This is a genomic window from Micromonospora echinaurantiaca (assembly GCF_900090235.1).
Lineage (GTDB): Bacteria > Actinomycetota > Actinomycetes > Mycobacteriales > Micromonosporaceae > Micromonospora > Micromonospora echinaurantiaca.
Genome location: NZ_LT607750.1, coordinates 6545092 through 6561122, shown reverse-complemented (window position 1 = coordinate 6561122; position 16031 = coordinate 6545092). Strand labels below are relative to the sequence as shown.

General features: G+C 74.8%; 14 protein-coding genes. 8 read left to right on the top strand and 6 right to left on the bottom strand.

Translation table 11 applies throughout. From position 1 onward, the window contains the following. Positions 1–23: 23 nt before the first annotated feature. The 3 genes from GA0070609_RS29810 to GA0070609_RS29800 are packed head-to-tail and all read left to right on the top strand — an operon-like array spanning position 24 to position 2911. Entirely contained in the window at positions 24–1382 is a 1359-nt protein-coding gene (locus GA0070609_RS29810) for a 3-oxoacyl-ACP reductase (protein ID WP_088996868.1), read from the top strand. A 1-nt stretch (position 1383) separates the two neighbouring features. Next, entirely contained in the window at positions 1384–2265 is an 882-nt protein-coding gene (locus tag GA0070609_RS29805) for a MaoC/PaaZ C-terminal domain-containing protein (protein ID WP_088996867.1), read from the top strand. A 40-nt stretch (positions 2266–2305) separates the two neighbouring features. Beyond that, the gene (locus GA0070609_RS29800) at positions 2306–2911 is read left to right on the top strand and encodes a DedA family protein (protein WP_088996866.1); all 606 of its coding nucleotides are present in this window, start codon (positions 2306–2308) and stop codon (positions 2909–2911) included. 11 nt (positions 2912–2922) lie between these two features. Here the strand turns inward: GA0070609_RS29800 and GA0070609_RS29795 are convergent, their stop codons facing one another. Together GA0070609_RS29795 and GA0070609_RS34965 are read right to left on the bottom strand one after the other, a co-directional pair. Next, positions 2923–3564, bottom strand: coding sequence for a response regulator (locus GA0070609_RS29795; RefSeq protein ID WP_088996865.1), 642 nt, complete (start codon positions 3562–3564; stop codon positions 2923–2925). Continuing rightward, positions 3561–4763, bottom strand: a complete 1203-nt coding sequence (locus GA0070609_RS34965) for a sensor histidine kinase (RefSeq protein WP_088996864.1) — start codon at positions 4761–4763, stop codon at positions 3561–3563. The genes GA0070609_RS29795 and GA0070609_RS34965 overlap by 4 nt, the downstream gene beginning before the upstream one ends. A 168-nt stretch (positions 4764–4931) precedes the next feature. Here GA0070609_RS34965 and GA0070609_RS29785 point away from each other — a divergent pair, with 168 nt between their 5' ends. Then, a complete protein-coding gene (locus tag GA0070609_RS29785; protein WP_088996863.1) occupies positions 4932–5573 on the top strand; it encodes a DedA family protein in 642 nt (213 codons plus the stop codon). 4 nt (positions 5574–5577) lie between these two features. Here GA0070609_RS29785 and GA0070609_RS29780 read toward each other — a convergent pair whose 3' ends face one another. Continuing rightward, positions 5578–6216 (bottom strand): TetR/AcrR family transcriptional regulator, encoded by a 639-nt coding sequence (locus GA0070609_RS29780; RefSeq protein ID WP_088996862.1) that lies wholly within the window; start codon positions 6214–6216, stop codon positions 5578–5580. Positions 6217–6282: 66 nt separating this feature from the next. Here GA0070609_RS29780 and GA0070609_RS29775 point away from each other — a divergent pair, with 66 nt between their 5' ends. From GA0070609_RS29775 to GA0070609_RS29765, 3 genes are all read left to right on the top strand, one after another. Further along, the gene (locus GA0070609_RS29775) at positions 6283–6735 is read left to right on the top strand and encodes an SCP2 sterol-binding domain-containing protein (protein WP_088996861.1); all 453 of its coding nucleotides are present in this window, start codon (positions 6283–6285) and stop codon (positions 6733–6735) included. 1 nt (position 6736) lies between these two features. Continuing rightward, the gene (locus GA0070609_RS29770) at positions 6737–7951 is read left to right on the top strand and encodes an acyl-CoA dehydrogenase family protein (RefSeq protein WP_088996860.1); all 1215 of its coding nucleotides are present in this window, start codon (positions 6737–6739) and stop codon (positions 7949–7951) included. A gap of 146 nt (positions 7952–8097) precedes the next feature. After that, entirely contained in the window at positions 8098–9663 is a 1566-nt protein-coding gene (locus GA0070609_RS29765; protein ID WP_088996859.1) for an AMP-binding protein, read from the top strand. A gap of 172 nt (positions 9664–9835) precedes the next feature. On the opposite strand, the gene purD is transcribed toward GA0070609_RS29765, so the two are convergent. From purD to GA0070609_RS29750, 3 genes are all read right to left on the bottom strand, one after another. Next, positions 9836–11083 carry a phosphoribosylamine--glycine ligase gene (gene purD / locus GA0070609_RS29760; RefSeq protein ID WP_088996858.1) on the bottom strand — a complete coding sequence of 416 codons (1248 nt, stop codon included), beginning with the start codon at positions 11081–11083 and terminating at the stop codon, positions 9836–9838. Between the two features lie 102 nt (positions 11084–11185). After that, a complete protein-coding gene (locus tag GA0070609_RS34660; protein ID WP_231928455.1) occupies positions 11186–11683 on the bottom strand; it encodes an endonuclease domain-containing protein in 498 nt (165 codons plus the stop codon). 613 nt (positions 11684–12296) lie between these two features. Continuing rightward, positions 12297–13586, bottom strand: coding sequence for an adenylosuccinate synthase (locus tag GA0070609_RS29750; RefSeq protein WP_088996856.1), 1290 nt, complete (start codon positions 13584–13586; stop codon positions 12297–12299). A 125-nt stretch (positions 13587–13711) separates the two neighbouring features. Here GA0070609_RS29750 and GA0070609_RS29745 point away from each other — a divergent pair, with 125 nt between their 5' ends. Further along, complete coding sequence (locus GA0070609_RS29745; protein ID WP_088996855.1) at positions 13712–14737, top strand: diacylglycerol kinase family protein; 1026 nt, start codon at positions 13712–13714, stop codon at positions 14735–14737. Positions 14738–16031: the final 1294 nt, after the last annotated feature.

Here is a 16031-nt window from a genome sequence, read left to right as displayed (position 1 = left end):
CTACTCGTCAGTAGGCTACGCCTATGACCGACAGGTACGCGAGCTTCGTCCAATCGGGGGCCGGCCGCGCGCTGGTCAAGCGCCTCGGGCTGCCCGACCCGCCGCGACTGCGCCGGCACACCCCCGGCGACCCCCTCCTGCCCGGGCCGGCCCTGCTCGGCGCGGCCACCGACGGCCGCCTCGCCGAGCCGGTCGGCAAGATCCTCACCGCCGCCGGGGTCGAGGTGCGCGACCCCGCCGCCGACACCGACGCCGCCGCCCGCTTCGGCGCCCTGGTGTACGACGCCACCGGGATCACCGACTCGACCGGGCTGCGGCAGCTCTACGACTTCTTCCACCCGCGGGCCCGCTCGGTGCTGCCCAGCGGCCGGGTGATCGTGCTCGGCACCCCGCCCGCCGAGTGCGGCACACCCCGGGAGGCCACCGCGCAGCGCGCCCTGGAGGGGCTGACCCGCAGCATCGGCAAGGAGTTCGGCCGGGGCGTCACCGCCCAACTGGTCTACGTCACCGCCGGCACCGACCCGGGCACCCTGACCAGCCTGGAAGCGACCCTCCGGTTCCTGCTCTCCGGCCGGTCCGCGTACGTCTCGGGGCAGGTCGTCCGGGTCGGCGCCGGGCGGGCCGCACCGCCGGCCGACTGGGACCACCCGCTGGACGGGCAGGTCGTGCTGGTCACCGGCGCGGCCCGGGGCATCGGGGCGGCGCTGGCCCGGGTGCTGGCCCGCGACGGCGCCCAGGTGGTGGCGCTGGACATCCCGGCCGCCGGGGACGAGCTGGCCGCGGTGGCGAACGAGATCGGCGGCAGCGCCGTGCAGCTCGACCTGACCGCCCCGGACGCACCCACCCGGCTCGCCGACCACCTGGCCGCCCGGCACGGCCGGGTCGACGTGGTGGTGCACAACGCCGGCATCACCCGGGACAAGACCCTCGGCCGGATGGACGCCGACCGCTGGGACTCGGTGATCGACGTCAACCTCTCCAGCCAGGAACGGATCAACGACGTGCTGCTGGAGCGGGAGCTGATCCCGGCCGGCGGCCGGCTGGTCTCCGTCTCCTCGATCGCCGGCATCGCCGGCAACCGCGGCCAGACCAACTACGCCACCAGCAAGGCCGGCGTGATCGGGCTGGTCGACTCGCTCGCCCCGGCGCTGCGCGACCGGCAGATCAGCGTCAACGCGGTGGCCCCCGGGTTCATCGAGACCCGGCTGACCGCCCGGATCCCGCTGATGCTGCGCGAGGCGGGCCGGCGGATGAACAGCATGTCCCAGGGCGGCCTGCCGGTCGACGTGGCGGAGACCATCGGCTGGCTGTCCTGGCCGGCCTCCGGCGCGGTCAGCGGCAACGTGGTCCGGGTCTGCGGCCAGAGCCTGCTGGGGGCCTGAGATGGCGACCACCGAGGACCGTCCCGCCGCCACCCGGGCCCGGGTCGAGCTGCCGGCGATGCCCGCGGCCGGCGCGCTCTACCGGCGCGCCCTGCTCGGCGCGCTGCCCGGCGCGGGTGGCCGGCGCGGCGACACCGTGCCCGCTGTCGAGCTGGCCGTCACCGGGGCCACCGTCGACCGGGCCCACCTGGCCGAGTACGACCGGGTCTGCGGGTTCCGGCTGGCCGACCGGCTGCCGCCGACGTACCCGCACGTGCTCGGCTTCCCGCTGGCGCTGCGGCTGATGACCGCGGCCGACTTCCCGATCCCGCTGACCGGCGTGGTGCACGTGGGCAACCGGATCACCGTGCACCGCCCGCTCACCGCCGACGAGCCGCTCGACTTCACCACGTACGCGGAGAACCTGCGCCCGCACGACCGGGGCCGGCAACTGGACGTGGTCCTGGTCGCCTCGGTGGCCGGGGCGGAGGTGTGGCGGGGCGTCTCGACGTACCTCGGCAAGGAGCGCGGCACCGGCGGCGGCGAGCGGCGCGACCGGGGCGAGCGGCCGGCGCCGCCGCCCGCCTCCACGCACTGGCGGGTCGAACCCCGGGTGGGCACCGACTACGCGCGGGTCTCCGGCGACCACAACCCGATCCACACCTCCCGGCTGGGCGCCCGGCTGCTCGGGTTCCCTCGCCCGATCGCGCACGGGATGTGGAGCAAGGCCCGCTGCCTGGCCGCGCTGGAGAGTCGGCTGCCGGACGCGTTCACCGTCGACGTGGCCTTCAAGCTGCCCGTGCCGCTGCCCGGCACGGTCGCCTTCAGCGCCACCCCGGCCTGGGAGTTCGCCCTGCACGACGCGCGTACCGGCCGGCCCCACCTGATCGGCACGATCCGCTGACTCGGCCCCCGCGCGGCCGGCACCCGGCCAGCATGGGGGCATGGAAGCGGTGCTCGACCTGCTCCGGGAGACGGTCGCCTCGCCGTGGGTGTACCTGGTGCTCTTCGGGGTCACCGCGGTCGACGCGTTCTTCCCGGCGGTGCCGGGCGAGGCGGCGGTGATCACTGCCGCCGTCCTCTCCGCCGGCGGGCACCCCGACCTGGCGTGGGTGATCGTGGCGGCCTTCCTCGGCGCGCTCGCCGGCGACCACATCTCGTACGCCATCGGCCGGGGCGCCCGGCCGCTGGCCCGGCTCCGCCGGGACGGGCGGCGGCGGGCCAGCTCGGAGTGGGCCCGGCGCGCGGTCGAACGGCGCGGCGGCCTGATCCTGACCACCTCCCGGTACGTCCCCGGCGGGCGGACCGCGGTCACCCTGACCATGGGCGCGCTGCGCTACTCCCGCCGGTCGTTCCTGCTCTTCGACGCCGTCGGCGCGTTCACCTGGGCCGTCTACTGCGCGCTGCTCGGCTACTTCGGCGGGCTTGCCTTCGAACGCGACCCGGTCCGGGGCGTGCTGGTCGGGGTGGGCCTCTCCGTGGTCATCACCCTGCTACTGGAGGCGGCCCGGCGGCTGCGCCACCGCCGCGGCCCGTCCGCCCCGCCCTGAGCCCGGCGGGTTCAGGGCAGGTCGGCGTCGTGCACCAGGATCGCCAGTTGCACCCGGTTCTCCGCGCCCAGCTTCGCCAGGGCGCGGCTGACGTGCGCCTTCACCGTGGCCTCGCTCATCCCCAGGCGGCGGGCGATGCCGGCGTTGGCGTGCCCCCGGGCGACCTCCCGGACGATCTCCAACTCCCGCACGGTGAGTTCGCCGAGCCGCCGCCGGGCAGCCTCCCGCCGGTCCGGGCCCCGTTCGGCGAAGGACTCGATCAGCCGCCGGGTCACCGTCGGCGAAAGCATCGCGTTCCCGGCGGCCACGGTCCGCACCGCGGCGGCGAGGTCCCGGGGCGGGGTGTCCTTGAGCAGGAAGCCGACCGCCCCGGCGCGCAGGGCGCGGTGCACGTACTCGTCCCGGTCGAAGGTGGTCAGCATGATCACCTTCGCTCCGTCGGCGACGATCCGCGGCGCGGCGGTCAGCCCGTCGGTGCCGGGCATCCGCACGTCCAGCAGCACCACGTCGGGGCGGAGCCGGCGGGTCTCGGCCAGCGCCTCGGCGCCGTCGGCCGCCTCGCCGACCACGGTGATCTCCGGTGCCGCCTCCAGGATCAGCCGCAGCCCGGAGCGGACCAACTGCTCGTCGTCGGCGACCAGGACCCGGATCACCGCTCCTCCTCCACCGGAATCAGCGCCCGGACCAGGAAGCCGCCGTCGCGGGGGCCGGCCTCCAGCCGCCCGCCCAGCAGTTCCACCCGTTCCCGCAGGCCGACCAGGCCGAGCCCGGCGCCGGGCAGGCCGGCGCCAGCGGTGGACGGGCCGTTGCGGACGGTGACCTCGATCCCGCCGGTCAGGTGGCGCAGCCGGACCGTCACCTCCGCGTCGGCCGCGTGCTTGCGGACGTTGGTCAGCGCCTCCTGGACGACCCGGTACACCGTCCGCCCCACCGTCGCCGGCACCGCCGCCGGTGTCCCCTCGTCCTGCCGCTGCACCCGCAGCCCGGCGGCCCGGGACTCGCCGACCAGATCGTCCACCGCGCCGAGGCCGGGCAGCGGGGCGGTGTCCGGCAGTCCCGCGGCGGCGGCTGGCCCGGCCGGGGCGGGTTCGGCCGCGCCGCCGGCCTGCCGCAGCACGCCGAGCACCTCGCGCAGATCGGTGAGGGCCTGCCGGCCGGTGGACCGGATCAGCGCGGCCGCCTCGACGGTGGCCGGATCGGCGGCGGTCACCTCCAGCGCGCCCGCGTGCACCACCATCAGCGACACCCGGTGCGCCACCACGTCGTGCATCTCCCGGGCGATCCGGGCCCGCTCCTCGGCCCGGGCCCGCTCCGCGCGGGCCTCCTGCTCCCGCTCCAGCCGCGCGGCCCGGTCGCGGAGCGCGGCGAGGGTGTCCCGGCGCGCCCCGATCCACAGCCCGACCACCAGCGGGAAGACCACCAGCCAGGCGGCCATCGCGATGGCGTTGCCCGGGGTGGCGGTGGTCAACCCGCGCTCGCCGCCCACCGCCCGGCCGATCAGCACACCCAGCGCGAGCACCAGCGCGGCGCCGGCCAGGAAGCCGCCGAGCCGGCGCCGGCCACGCAGCCGCAGGCCGGCCTGCCAGGAGGCGGCGACCGGCGCGGGCCAGGCGGCCAGCAGCAGCCAGGCGGCGGCCGCCGCGACGAAGAGCGGCCACCGCCGGCGGTGCACGGTCGCGGCGGCCCAGCCGGCGGTCACGGCGACGGCCAGGACCAGCACGCCGGGCAGCGGCGACCGCACGCCGAGCGCCCCGGCCGCCGAGTACCAGACCCCGCCGCCGACCAGCACGGCCAGCCCGAGCGGGCGGTACCGCTCGACGGTCCGCCGGAGCCCGGCGAGGCTGGAGGTCACGCTCCGAGGGTAGGCGCTGCCCGGCCGGTCGCCCGCGCGCCGAGGGCGTACCCCGAGCGGTCCGGCCGGCGCCCCTGAGACCGCTCGGGGACGGGCACTACTTAAGTAGTGGACGCGGGCTGACCCACGGCCGATGGCGGCGGGCCGGGCCGGCAGCAGCATCGGGGCATGGATTCGGTACTCGACCTGCTCCACCAGACCATGTCCTCGCCCTGGGTCTACCTGGCACTCTTCGCGATCGCGGTGGTGGACGGGTTCTTCCCGGTCGTGCCGAGCGAGACGGCGGTCATCACCGCCGGCGTGTTCGCCGCGACCGGCCAGCCGGACCTGCCGGTCGTGATCGCGGTCGCGGCGGCCGGCGCGCTGGTCGGCGACCACGTCTCGTACGCCATCGGCCGGGGCGGCGGCGGGCGGCTGCTGGCCCGGATGCCGGCCGGCGGCCGGCGGCGCGCGGCGCTCGACCGGGCCCAGCGGGGCATCGGCAGGCGCGGCGGGCTGATCCTCACCGTGGCCCGGTACATCCCGGGCGGCCGGACGGCGGTCACCCTGACCATGGGCGCGATCGGCTTCCCCCGGCTGCGGTTCCTCGCCTTCGACACGCTCGCCGCGGTCTCCTGGGGCGTCTACTCGGCGCTGGTCGGCTACCTGGGCGGGCTCGCCTTCGAGCAGGACCCGCTGCGCGGCCTGCTGCTCGGGCTCGGCCTGGCACTCACCGTGACCCTGGTGGTCGAGGTGGTCCGCTGGGCGCGGGGCCGGCATCGGGCGCGCGCCGCGACCACGGAGCCGGAGTACGCCGGGCTGCTCCGGTGAGCCCTCAACCCGCCGGGGGCCGCCAGGCGGCACCGCGCAGCAACTGGCCGGCGCCGAGCCAGGCGACGTTCATCATCCGGGTGGCGGTCTTCTCCGGGTCGGCGTCCGGGTGGTCGGCGAGCCAGTCGGCCAGCGACTCGGTCGCCCCCACCAGGGCGTACGCCACCACCTCCAGGTCGGTCTCGCCCACCTCGCGCCCCTCGGCGCGCAGCGCGTGGTCGAGCATGCCGGCGACCACCTCGACCAGCCGGGCCCGCATGGCGGCGAGTTCGCCGGCGAACGGCTGCTCGCCCCGGGCCTGCCGGTAGAGCACCGCCCAGCCGTCCCGGTGCGCCCCGACGAAGCCGAAGAACGCCCGCAGCCCCCGCCAGAGCCGTTCGTCGGCCGGCAGGTCGGGGGCCGCCGCCCCGGCGATGGCCTGCATCATCCGGGTGCCCTCGCGGTGCAGGCAGGCGACGAAGAGTTCCTCCTTGGTGCCCAGGTAGGCGTAGACCATGGGCTTGGAGATGCCGGCGTCCTCGGCGATCTCGTCCATGCTGGACGCGTGGTAGCCGCGTCGGGAGAAGACCTTGACCGCGGCGTCGAGCATCTGCTGCTCGCGTACGGCCCGGGGCAGGCGCTTGAAGGTGGGTGTGCCGGACACCTTGCGAGCATACCTACTCGCCCGTAAGGTTACGCACGAGTAGCCAATACCCGGAAGGTGCGCCTCATGACTGACTTCGACCCGGCCAACTTCGCCAACGTCGGCCCCAAGGAGTTCGCCCAGCTGGTCAAGTCCACCCCCGACGACAAGATCGCCGAGGTGATGTCCGGCGACCTGCGCGGCAAGATCCTCGGCGAGGTCTTCGGCCGGATGCCGTCGCTGTTCCGCGCCGACCGGGCGGGTTCCACCAACGCGGTCATCCACTGGAACATCACCGGGCGCCCCGACGGCGGCACCGACACCTACGAGGTGGTCATCGCCGACGGCACCTGCACCGTCAACGAGACCCCGCAGCACGACCCGAAGCTGAGCCTGACCATGGGCCCGGTCGAGTTCCTGAAGATCGTCTCCGGTGGCGCCAACCCGGTGATGATGTTCATGACCGGCAAGCTGAAGGCCAAGGGCGACCTGGGCCTGGCCGCCAACATCGCCAACCTGTTCGACATCCCCAAGGCCTGACATGGCCGAGTTCTCGCTCGACCTGAACGAGGAACAGCGGGATCTGCGGGACTGGGTGCACGGCTTCGCCGCCGAGGTCGTGCGCCCGGCCGCGGCCGAGTGGGACGCCCGGGAGGAGACTCCCTGGCCGATCATCCAGGAGGCGGCGAAGGTCGGCCTCTACGGCTTCGAGTTCCTCGCCACCTGCTGGGCCGACCCCACCGGCCTCTCCCTGCCGATCGCCAGCGAGGAACTCTTCTGGGGTGACGCCGGCATCGGGCTGAGCATCTTCGGCACCTCGCTCGCGGTCGCCGCCATCTACGGCGCCGGCACGCCCGACCAGCTGGTCGAATGGGTGCCACAGTGCTTCGGGTCGGTCGACGAGCCGGCCGTGGCGGCATTCTGCACCAGCGAGCCGGAGGCCGGCTCCGACGTCGGCGCGATGCGGACCCGGGCGGTCTACGACGAGGCCACCGACGAGTGGGTGCTGCGCGGCCAGAAGGCGTACGCCACCAACGGCGGGATCGCCGGGGTGCACGTGGTCACCGCCTCGGTCGAGCCGGAACTCGGCTCGCGCGGGCAGGCCGCGTTCGTCGTACCGCCGGGCACCGCGGGGCTGTCCGCGACCCGCAAGCTGCGCAAGCTCGGGCTGCGCGCGTCGCACACCGCCGACGTCTTCCTCGACGACGTACGGGTGCCCGGGCGCTGCCTGCTCGGCGGCCGGGAGGCGCTGCTGGAACGGCTGGACCGGGCCCGCACCGGAAAGCGGGCCTCGGCGCAGGCCGCGATGCGCACCTTCGAGCTGTCCCGGCCGACCGTCGGTGCCCAGGCGCTCGGGGTGGCCCGCGCCGCGTACGAGTACGCGCTGGACTACGCCAAGGACCGGGTCCAGTTCGGACGCCCGATCATCGAGAACCAGGCGGTCGCGTTCGCGCTGGCCGACATGAAGATGGAGATCGACGCGGCCCGGCTGCTGGTCTGGCGCGCCTCCTGGATGGGGCGCAACAACCGGCCGTTCACCGCCGGCGAGGGCTCGATGTCCAAGCTCAAGGCCGGTGAGGTGGCCGTCGCGGTGACCGAGAAGGCGGTGCAGTTGCTCGGCGGCGCCGGGTTCCTGCGCGACCACCCGGTCGAGCGCTGGTACCGGGACGCGAAGATCTACACCATCTTCGAGGGCACCTCGGAGATCCAGCGCCTGGTCATCTCCCGGGCGATCTCCGGGCTCCAGATCCGCTGACGGCCGGCGCCGACCGGCGTCCGGCAGGTGGTCCGGATCACCGCCGGCGGGGCCCGACCCGGCGCCCGGTGCATGATCGAGAAGACCGTTCACGGAGGGCCCCCAGGTCGGGGGCCCTCCGCGCACCGCCGAAGGAGGCCCGTGGCATGGATCTGCCGTTCATCGTCGCCACGCTGACCCGCCGCGGACTGCTCACCCCCGGCCGCCCGATCCGGGTCGCCTCCCAGCTCGGCGCGCTGCGCAAGTGGGGCTGGAGCCTCGCCGGCGAGCTGCGCCAGGCGGCCGCCCGGGACCCGGACCGGACCGCGATCGTCGACGAGCAGGGTGCCGAGCTGACCTACCAGGAACTGCTGGACCGGGCCGAGCGGCTGGCCCGGGCGCTGCGCGCGGGGTTCGGCGTGCAGCCCGGCGACCGGATCGGCGTGCTCTGCCGCAACCACCACGGCCTGATCGAGACCATCGTCGCGGCGACCCTGCTCGGCGTGGACGCGGTGCTGGTGAACACCGGTCTCTCCGCCGCCCAGCTCGGCACCGTGGCCGACGAGCAGGCGCTGCGGGTGCTGGTGCACGACGACGAGTTCGCCGAGCGGACCCTCGGCCTCCCCGCCGAGCTGCACCGGGTCGACGAGCGGGCCCGCGAGGAACTGATCGCCGGCGCGCTCCCCGGCGACGACCTGCGCCCGCCGGAGCGCGACGGCCGGATCATCGTGCTCACCTCCGGCACCACCGGCACGCCGAAGGGCGCCCGGCGACCCACCCCGAACGGGTTCGGCCCACTGGTGTCCATCATCGACCGCATCCCGCTGCACACCCGGGACCGCGTGATGATCGCCGCGCCGATCTTCCACACCTGGGGATTCGCCGCCCTCCAGGTCTGCTTCGCGCTCCGCGCCACCATCGTGCTGCACCGGCGCTTCGACCCGGCCGCCACGCTGGCCGCGCTGGTCACCCACCGGTGCGACGCGCTCTTCGCCGTACCGGTGATGGTGCAGCGGCTGCTGGAGGTGCCGGCGCCGGACCCGCGGCCGCCGCTGAAGGTGGTCGCGATCAGCGGCTCCGCGCTGCCCGGCAACCTCGCCCACCGGTTCATGGACGTCTACGGCGACGTGCTCTACAACCTCTACGGCTCCACCGAGGTCTCCTGGGCCTCCATCGCCGGCCCGGCCGAGCTGCGCGCGGCGCCCACCACCGCCGGCCGACCGCCGCACGGAACCAAGCTGCGGATCCTCGATGACGCGGGCCAGCCGGTGCCCACCGGCCGGGTCGGCCGGATCTTCGTCGGCAACGAGATGCTCTTCGAGGGCTACACCTCCGGGGCGGGGCGGGAGAGCCGGGACGGCCTGCTGGACACCGGCGACCTGGGCCGGATCAACGCCGACGGGCTGCTCTTCGTCGACGGCCGGGCCGACGACATGATCGTCTCCGGCGGGGAGAACGTCTTCCCGTCCGAGGTCGAGGATCTGCTCGCCCGGCTGCCGCAGGTCCGCGAGGCCGCCGTCATCGGGGTGCCGGATCCGGAGTACGGCCAGCGACTCGCCGCGTTCCTCGCCCTGCACCCCGGCGAGACCCTCGACCCCGAGGCGGTCCGCGAGTACGTCCGGCACTACCTGGCCCGGTTCTCCGTGCCCCGGGACGTCGTCTTCGTGAAGTACCTGCCGCGCAACGCCACCGGCAAGGTGCTCACCCGGGAGCTACGCCGCTACTACGGCTGACCGGCAGACGCCGGCCCCCCACCCGCCCTGTCCGTCCGTCGGCCCGCCACCCGCCCGTCCGGCGGCCCGGCGCGCGCCGGAGGCGAGGCCCGCCCTCGATGTCAGCCGGCAATCCCGCCACCTCCTCGCCTCACCGGTCAACCGGAGGCGGCGGCGGTGGGGGTTGCCCGGGTCAGCCGGGAATCGTGATCCGATCCGCGACGGCGGCGGCCGCGATGTCCGTCCGGTAGTGGGAGCCGGCCAGCCCGACGCCGGACACCAGCGCGTACGCGGCGTCCCGGGCGGCGGTCAGGTCGGCGCCGGTGGCGGTGGCGCAGAGCACCCGACCACCCGCCGAGCAGAGCGAGCCGTCGGGGGCCCGGCGGGTGCCGGCGTGGATGAAGCCCGCGCCCTCGGCGCCGCTGATCACGTCACCGGTGCGCGGTGCGGCCGGGTAGCCCTCGGCGGCCACCACCACCGTCACGGCGGCGCCGTCCCGCCAGCGCAGCGGCGGGTGGTCGGCGAGCGTACCGGTGGCGGCGGCGTGCAGCAGCCCACCCAGCGGCGTCTCCAGCAGCGCCAGCACCACCTGGGTCTCCGGGTCGCCGAAGCGGGCGTTGAACTCGATCACCCGCGGGCCGTCGGCGGTGATCGCCAGCCCGACGTAGAGCAGGCCGGCGAACGGGGCGCCGCGGCGGCGCAACTCGGCCAGGGTGGGGTGCACGACGTCGCGCATCACCTCGTCCACCAGGCCGGGCGGCGCCCAGGGCAGCGGGGCGTACGCCCCCATGCCGCCGGTGTTCGGGCCGCTGTCGTTGTCGCCGACCCGCTTGAAGTCCTGCGCCGGCAGCAGCGGCAGGGCGGCCTCGCCGTCGGTGACCACGAACAGCGACACCTCGGGACCGGCCAGGTATTCCTCGACCACGACCTGCCCGCACTCGGCGGCGTGCCGGAGCGCGACGGCCCGGTCGTCGGTCACCACGACGCCCTTGCCGGCGGCGAGCCCGTCGTTCTTCACCACGTACGGCGCGCCGAACTCGTCCAGCGCGGCGGCGGTGGCCGCCTCGTCGGCGCAGGCGTACGCGCGGGCGGTAGGTACGCCGGCGGCGGTCATCACGTCCTTGGCGAACGCCTTGGAGCCCTCCAGCCGGGCCGCCGCGGCGGACGGACCGAACACCGCGATCCCCTTCGCCCGCACCGCGTCGGCGACCCCGGCGACCAGCGGCGCCTCGGGACCGATCACCACCAGGTCGGCGCCGGTCTCCACCGCCAGCGCGGCGACGGCCACCGGATCGGTCGGAGTGACCTGCCGCAGCTCGGCCAGCTGCCCGATGCCCGGATTGCCCGGCGCCGCGAACAGCTTGTCCACGGCCGGATCGGCCGCCAGCCCGAGCGCGAGCGCGTGCTCCCGCCCCCCACCACCCACAAGAAGTACCCGCACGACCCCGCATCCTACCCACGGCCCCCCGCCGCCCCACCCAGCCCTTGTTGATCATGAAGTTATTGCGGTGACACGCCGATGGGGATGTCAATAACTTCATGATCAACGGGGCTGGGTTGCGGCGCTGGCTTGGCGGACGGTCCAGGGGATGTAGTGGGGGTCGAGGGTGTCGCGCCAGGTGAAGCGGAGGATGGTCCAGCCAGCGTTGACCAGGCGGTTCTGGCGGCGGCGGTCGGCGTAGGCCGCATCGGGGGTGCCGTGCGGGCCTCGACCGTCGGCTTCGGCGATCACCTTTGGTCCACGCCAGCCCAGGTCACCGATGCCGAGCAGGTAGCCGTCGTCGTCGCGCACCTCCAGTTGCAGTGCGTCCGGTGGCACCTTGCCGTCGACGCAGCGCAGCCGGGTGCGGGTCTCCAGCGGGGACTGCGCCCGCCCGTCCGCCTCGGCCAGGTAGCCCCGCGCCGCCACCGCGCCCCGTCGACCCCTGATCAGCCGGGGGACCGCCAGCAGGTCATCGCCGTCGATCGGCCCTCGGTTGAGGGCCGAGTCGAGCACGCAGACTGCCGGGTAGCGGTCCTCGCGGAGGATGAGATCGACCACGGTTCGGAGCGGGCTGGTAGCGGCGATGCCACTGATCCGGACCAACTGATCGGGCGCAACGACCAACTGGTGCACCACCACGTCGGGTTGGGCGAGCCGAGCCGGCCGCGCAATCGGACCCGGCACCGAAAGGTGAACGGCCTCGGTCGCCCTTGCTCCGCCGATCCCGTGCAACTCCGCGGCGGTGGTCAGGACCGCGGCAGCACCCGGTCCAAAGGATGCGACAGCGGCCCTGATCCTCGCCCGCCGTGGGATCCCGTCATTCAGGTCGGCATCGACGAGGTACCCGCCCCGGATCACGGCTCGCCAGCGACCGGCCCGGCAGAACCGGTGCACGTCGTGCACCGTCAACCCCGCCGCACGCGCCTGGGCCAGCGTGACGATGCCGTCCCGCGCGGCTGCCACCCGCCGGATGACTGTCAGAGGATCCACGCCGACCGACTGTCCCGGCCAACAAAGATCGACTAAACCCCCTGTGGATAACCCGCCCCCTCCTGTGGACAACCCCGCCAACCCGCTCCGTTGATCATGAAGTTGTTGGTGCGACACGCCGGTCGAGAGCGCAATAACTTCATGATCAACGGGGGCGATCCCCCGGGGGCCCGGGGTGGGGTTAGGGGAGGAGGGGGTGGCGGAGGACGTTTTCTTCGCGGCCGGGGCCTACGCCGACGACGCTCACCCGGGTGTTGCAGAGTTCCTCGATGCGGGCGATGTAGCGGCGGGCGTTCTCCGGGAGCTCGTCCTCGGTGCGGGCCTTGGTGATGTCCTCCCACCAGCCGTCGAGCTCTTCATAGACCGGCACCGCGTGGTGGAAGTCGGTCTGCGTCATCGGCATGTCGTCGACCCGCTTGCCGTTGATCTCGTAGCCGACGCAGATCGGCACCTTGGGCAGGCCGGTGAGCACGTCCAGCTTGGTGATGACCAGATCCGTGACGCCGTTCAGCCGGCAGGCGTAACGGGCCACGACGGCGTCGAACCAGCCACAGCGGCGCTCCCGGCCGGTGGTGGTGCCGTACTCGTGGCCGATCTTGCGCAGGTGCTGGCCGTTGTCGTCGAAGAGCTCGGTCGGGAACGGCCCGGAGCCGACCCGGGTGGTGTACGCCTTGCTCACCGCGATCACCCGGTTGATCGCCGTGGGCGGGATGCCCGCGCCCACGCACGCGCCACCGGCCGTCGGGTTCGACGAGGTCACGAAGGGGTACGTGCCGTGGTCCATGTCGAGCATGGTGGCCTGGGCGCCCTCCAGCAGCACCGTCTCGCCGCGGTCCAGCGCGTCCCAGAGCATCCCCCGGGTTTCCGCGATGTACGGCGTGAGCCGCTCGGCGTACTGCAGGTACTCCTCGACCGTGGCGTCGACGTCGATCGCCTTGCGGTTGTAGACCTTGAACAGGATCTGGTTCTTCTCGCGCAGCGCGAGTTCCAGCTTCTTGCGCAGGATGCCCGGGTCGAGCAGGTCCTGCACCCGGATACCCATCCGGGCGACCTTGTCGCCGTAGGCGGGGCCGATGCCGCGACCGGTGGTGCCGATCCGGGCCGAGCCGAGGTAGCGCTCGACCACCCGGTCCAGCGCCCGGTGGTGCGGCATGATCAGGTGCGCGTCGCCGGAGATCCGTAGCCGGGAGACGTCCACGCCCCGCTCGGCGAGCCCGTCGATCTCGGTGAGCAGCACCTTCGGGTCGACCACCACACCGTTACCGATGATGATCTTCGCGTTCGGCGACAGCGCCCCGGAGGGCATCAGGTGCAGCGCGTACTTCTGCCCGTCCGGCGTGATCACCGTGTGCCCGGCGTTGTTGCCGCCGGAGTAGCGCACCACGTAGTCGACCCGCTCGCCGAGCAGGTCGGTAACCTTGCCCTTGCCCTCGTCGCCCCACTGAGCGCCGATGAGCACGATCGCTGGCATCTTCTTCGCCTCCAGAAGGCTCGGGTGCCAGGTGGCGACCGGTTGGCGAGCCCGGGGTGTCAGGTTAACAAGTAGTGACGGCGCGACCGGCACGGGTCGCGGCGAGAGGCGGGAGGCCGGTAGCGGTGTACGACGTGGTGCTGCTCACCCTCGGATCGGAGCGGGACGCTCCCGGGGGCTGCGGCAGCGGCGGTGCCTGCTGCGGCGGCGCGACCGGGGACTCTCCACCTCAGGACACGACCGCGGCCGACGCCCCGGAGCAGGCCGGCGAGCGTTGCGAGACGCCCCGGGTGCCGGTGCTGGCCTGCGCGGACGCGCTCACCGCGCGCGGCGCCCGGGTCGAGACGGTGACCGCCCGCTCCGACAAGGAGATCGACGAGGTGCTGGCCCGGCTCGACGGCCCGGCCCGCCCCGACGGCCTCACCTGGCCGGATCCCGACTCCAAGACCCGGCTGGTGGTCGCCACGGCCAGTGACGCACAGTTGCGCGCCGTCCTGCGCCGGCTGGTCCGGCGGTACGCCCCACCGCCCAGCCGCCGCCCCGACGACCTGGCCAGCAACCGTACGGTGCCGGACCTGCCGCCGGTGGGCGTACTCCCGCTCGATCCGGCCCGGAGCACGGCGCAGCGTGACCTGGCGGCGCAGCTCGGCCTGCCGCGTGACCCGGCGGCGGTGGCCGCCGCGGTGCTGGACGGCACGGCCCGGCGGCTCGACCTGCTGCGCAACGACGGCGGTTCGGTGACCCTGGACGGCGCGCTGCTCGGCGCGGCGGACGACCAGGGCCGGCCGCTGCACTGGCGGGGCCGGGTCGAGGTGGACGACACGGTGCTCAGCAACGGCGACGAACCGCTGCTGGCCTGCGCGATCGGCAACGCCGGCGGGTACGCGCGGCTGGACGACGTGGCGCTGCTCGGCGCGCCGGACCCGACCGACGGCAAGGTCGAGGTGGCGGTGGCCGTGCCGGTCGTCACCCGCTCCGCGTTGGGCCGGAAGCGGGTACGGCTCGAGGTGCGCCGGGCCCGCGGCCGGGCCGCCTCGGTGCTCCCCCGGGACGAGAAGCTGCCCTACCTCGACGACGGGGTGGCGGGCGAGCTGAGCCGGAAGCGGTCCTGGTGGACCGAGCCGGGCGCCTGGGCGGTCTGGGCGGCCTGACCCCGGGCGCCTCCGCGCCGGCCGGTCGGGTACGGCCGGTGGGCCTATCCTCGGCAGGAGGAATGGGGAGGAACCGTGGTGGACGACAACGCCGACCGGGTCCACAAGCCCGGCCAGCAGCCGGTACCGGAGCGGGACATCGAACCACTCTGGCCGCCCGAACAGCTCGACGGCACCACGGGTGCCGGCACCCCGCCCTGGGCCGCCCGGTCACCGGCCTCGTCGAGCGCCGCCCCGCCCTCGCCCGCCGACTACCCGTCGCTGACCGGCGGGATGTCGCCGCCCGGCGGATGGACGAGCGCCGATCAACCCGCCGCCTGGACGGCCGGCCAGGGCTGGGCACCCCCGCCGGTGGACACCCCGCCTCCGGCAGTTCCCTCGCCCCCGACCAGCGCCGCCCCGCAGCCCATGTCCCCGGCACCTGTGCCGCCGGCTCCGCCCGCCCCACCGCAGGCGCCTGACGCCCCGGCGGCGGACGAGGCCCTGCCAGCCCCACCACCCCAGCCGCCCGGCGCCCCGACCCCGCCAGCCGAGGCGCCGATCGCACCAGCTGCGGCGCCCGGTGCCCCGCCCCCCGCATCGCCGACCCCGGCAGCGCCACCGGCCCAGACGTCCGGCCCGCAGGCATCGGCAACCGGCACACGAATCCCGCCAGCCCAACCGTCCGGTGCCCCGTCGCCCGGATCGCCCACTCCGCCAGCGCCACCGGTCGAACCGCCCGGCCCGCCGACTCCGGCGACCGGATCGCCCACGCCAGCCGCCGCACCGGCCCCGGCACCCGATGTGCCCGCTTCGGCCGGCCGGACGATGCTGCCCGGACGGGACAACGCGGGGGCCAACGCTGCCCTCGGCGCCTCGCCCGGCATCGCAGGCGGGCCGGACGTCGCCCTGACGGACCCCGCGACGGACGAGGCAGCAACGGCTCGACCGGCGGCGATCGGCGTGCCGGCACCCAGGACCGGGCAGCCGACCCGGGTCGATCTCCACCTGCCCTTCACCCTCGACCAGGACACGATGGCCGGACCGGCACCGTCCCGGCCGCCAGCCAACCTGGCGGCGGCTTCCTCGGCGGGCGCGGCCCAACCCCAGCCGGTGCAGCCCGCCGCATCCCAACCCGCCCGTGGAGAAGGGCCGCCCCCCGCGACACCCGACCCGACCACGCCGGGCAATCCCTCCGACGACCGGCAACCGGCCAGCCCTCGGCCGACCAACAACCCACCCAAGACCGGCAGCCCGGCCCCCACCAGCGGCCCGACCCCAGCCGGCAGCCCGGCCCCCACCAGCGGCCCACCCT

Excerpts from the sequence above, each read along its gene's own strand:
- GA0070609_RS29810 (WP_088996868.1), top strand. The coding sequence starts at position 24 with ATGACCGACAGGTACGCGAGCTTCGTCCAATCGGGGGCCGGCCGCGCG.
- GA0070609_RS29805 (WP_088996867.1), top strand. The coding sequence starts at position 1,384 with ATGGCGACCACCGAGGACCGTCCCGCCGCCACCCGGGCCCGGGTCGAG.
- GA0070609_RS29800 (WP_088996866.1), top strand. The coding sequence starts at position 2,306 with ATGGAAGCGGTGCTCGACCTGCTCCGGGAGACGGTCGCCTCGCCGTGG.
- GA0070609_RS29785 (WP_088996863.1), top strand. The coding sequence starts at position 4,932 with ATGGATTCGGTACTCGACCTGCTCCACCAGACCATGTCCTCGCCCTGG.
- GA0070609_RS29775 (WP_088996861.1), top strand. The coding sequence starts at position 6,283 with ATGACTGACTTCGACCCGGCCAACTTCGCCAACGTCGGCCCCAAGGAG.
- GA0070609_RS29770 (WP_088996860.1), top strand. The coding sequence starts at position 6,737 with ATGGCCGAGTTCTCGCTCGACCTGAACGAGGAACAGCGGGATCTGCGG.
- GA0070609_RS29765 (WP_088996859.1), top strand. The coding sequence starts at position 8,098 with ATGGATCTGCCGTTCATCGTCGCCACGCTGACCCGCCGCGGACTGCTC.
- GA0070609_RS29750 (WP_088996856.1), bottom strand. The coding sequence starts at position 13,586 with ATGCCAGCGATCGTGCTCATCGGCGCTCAGTGGGGCGACGAGGGCAAG.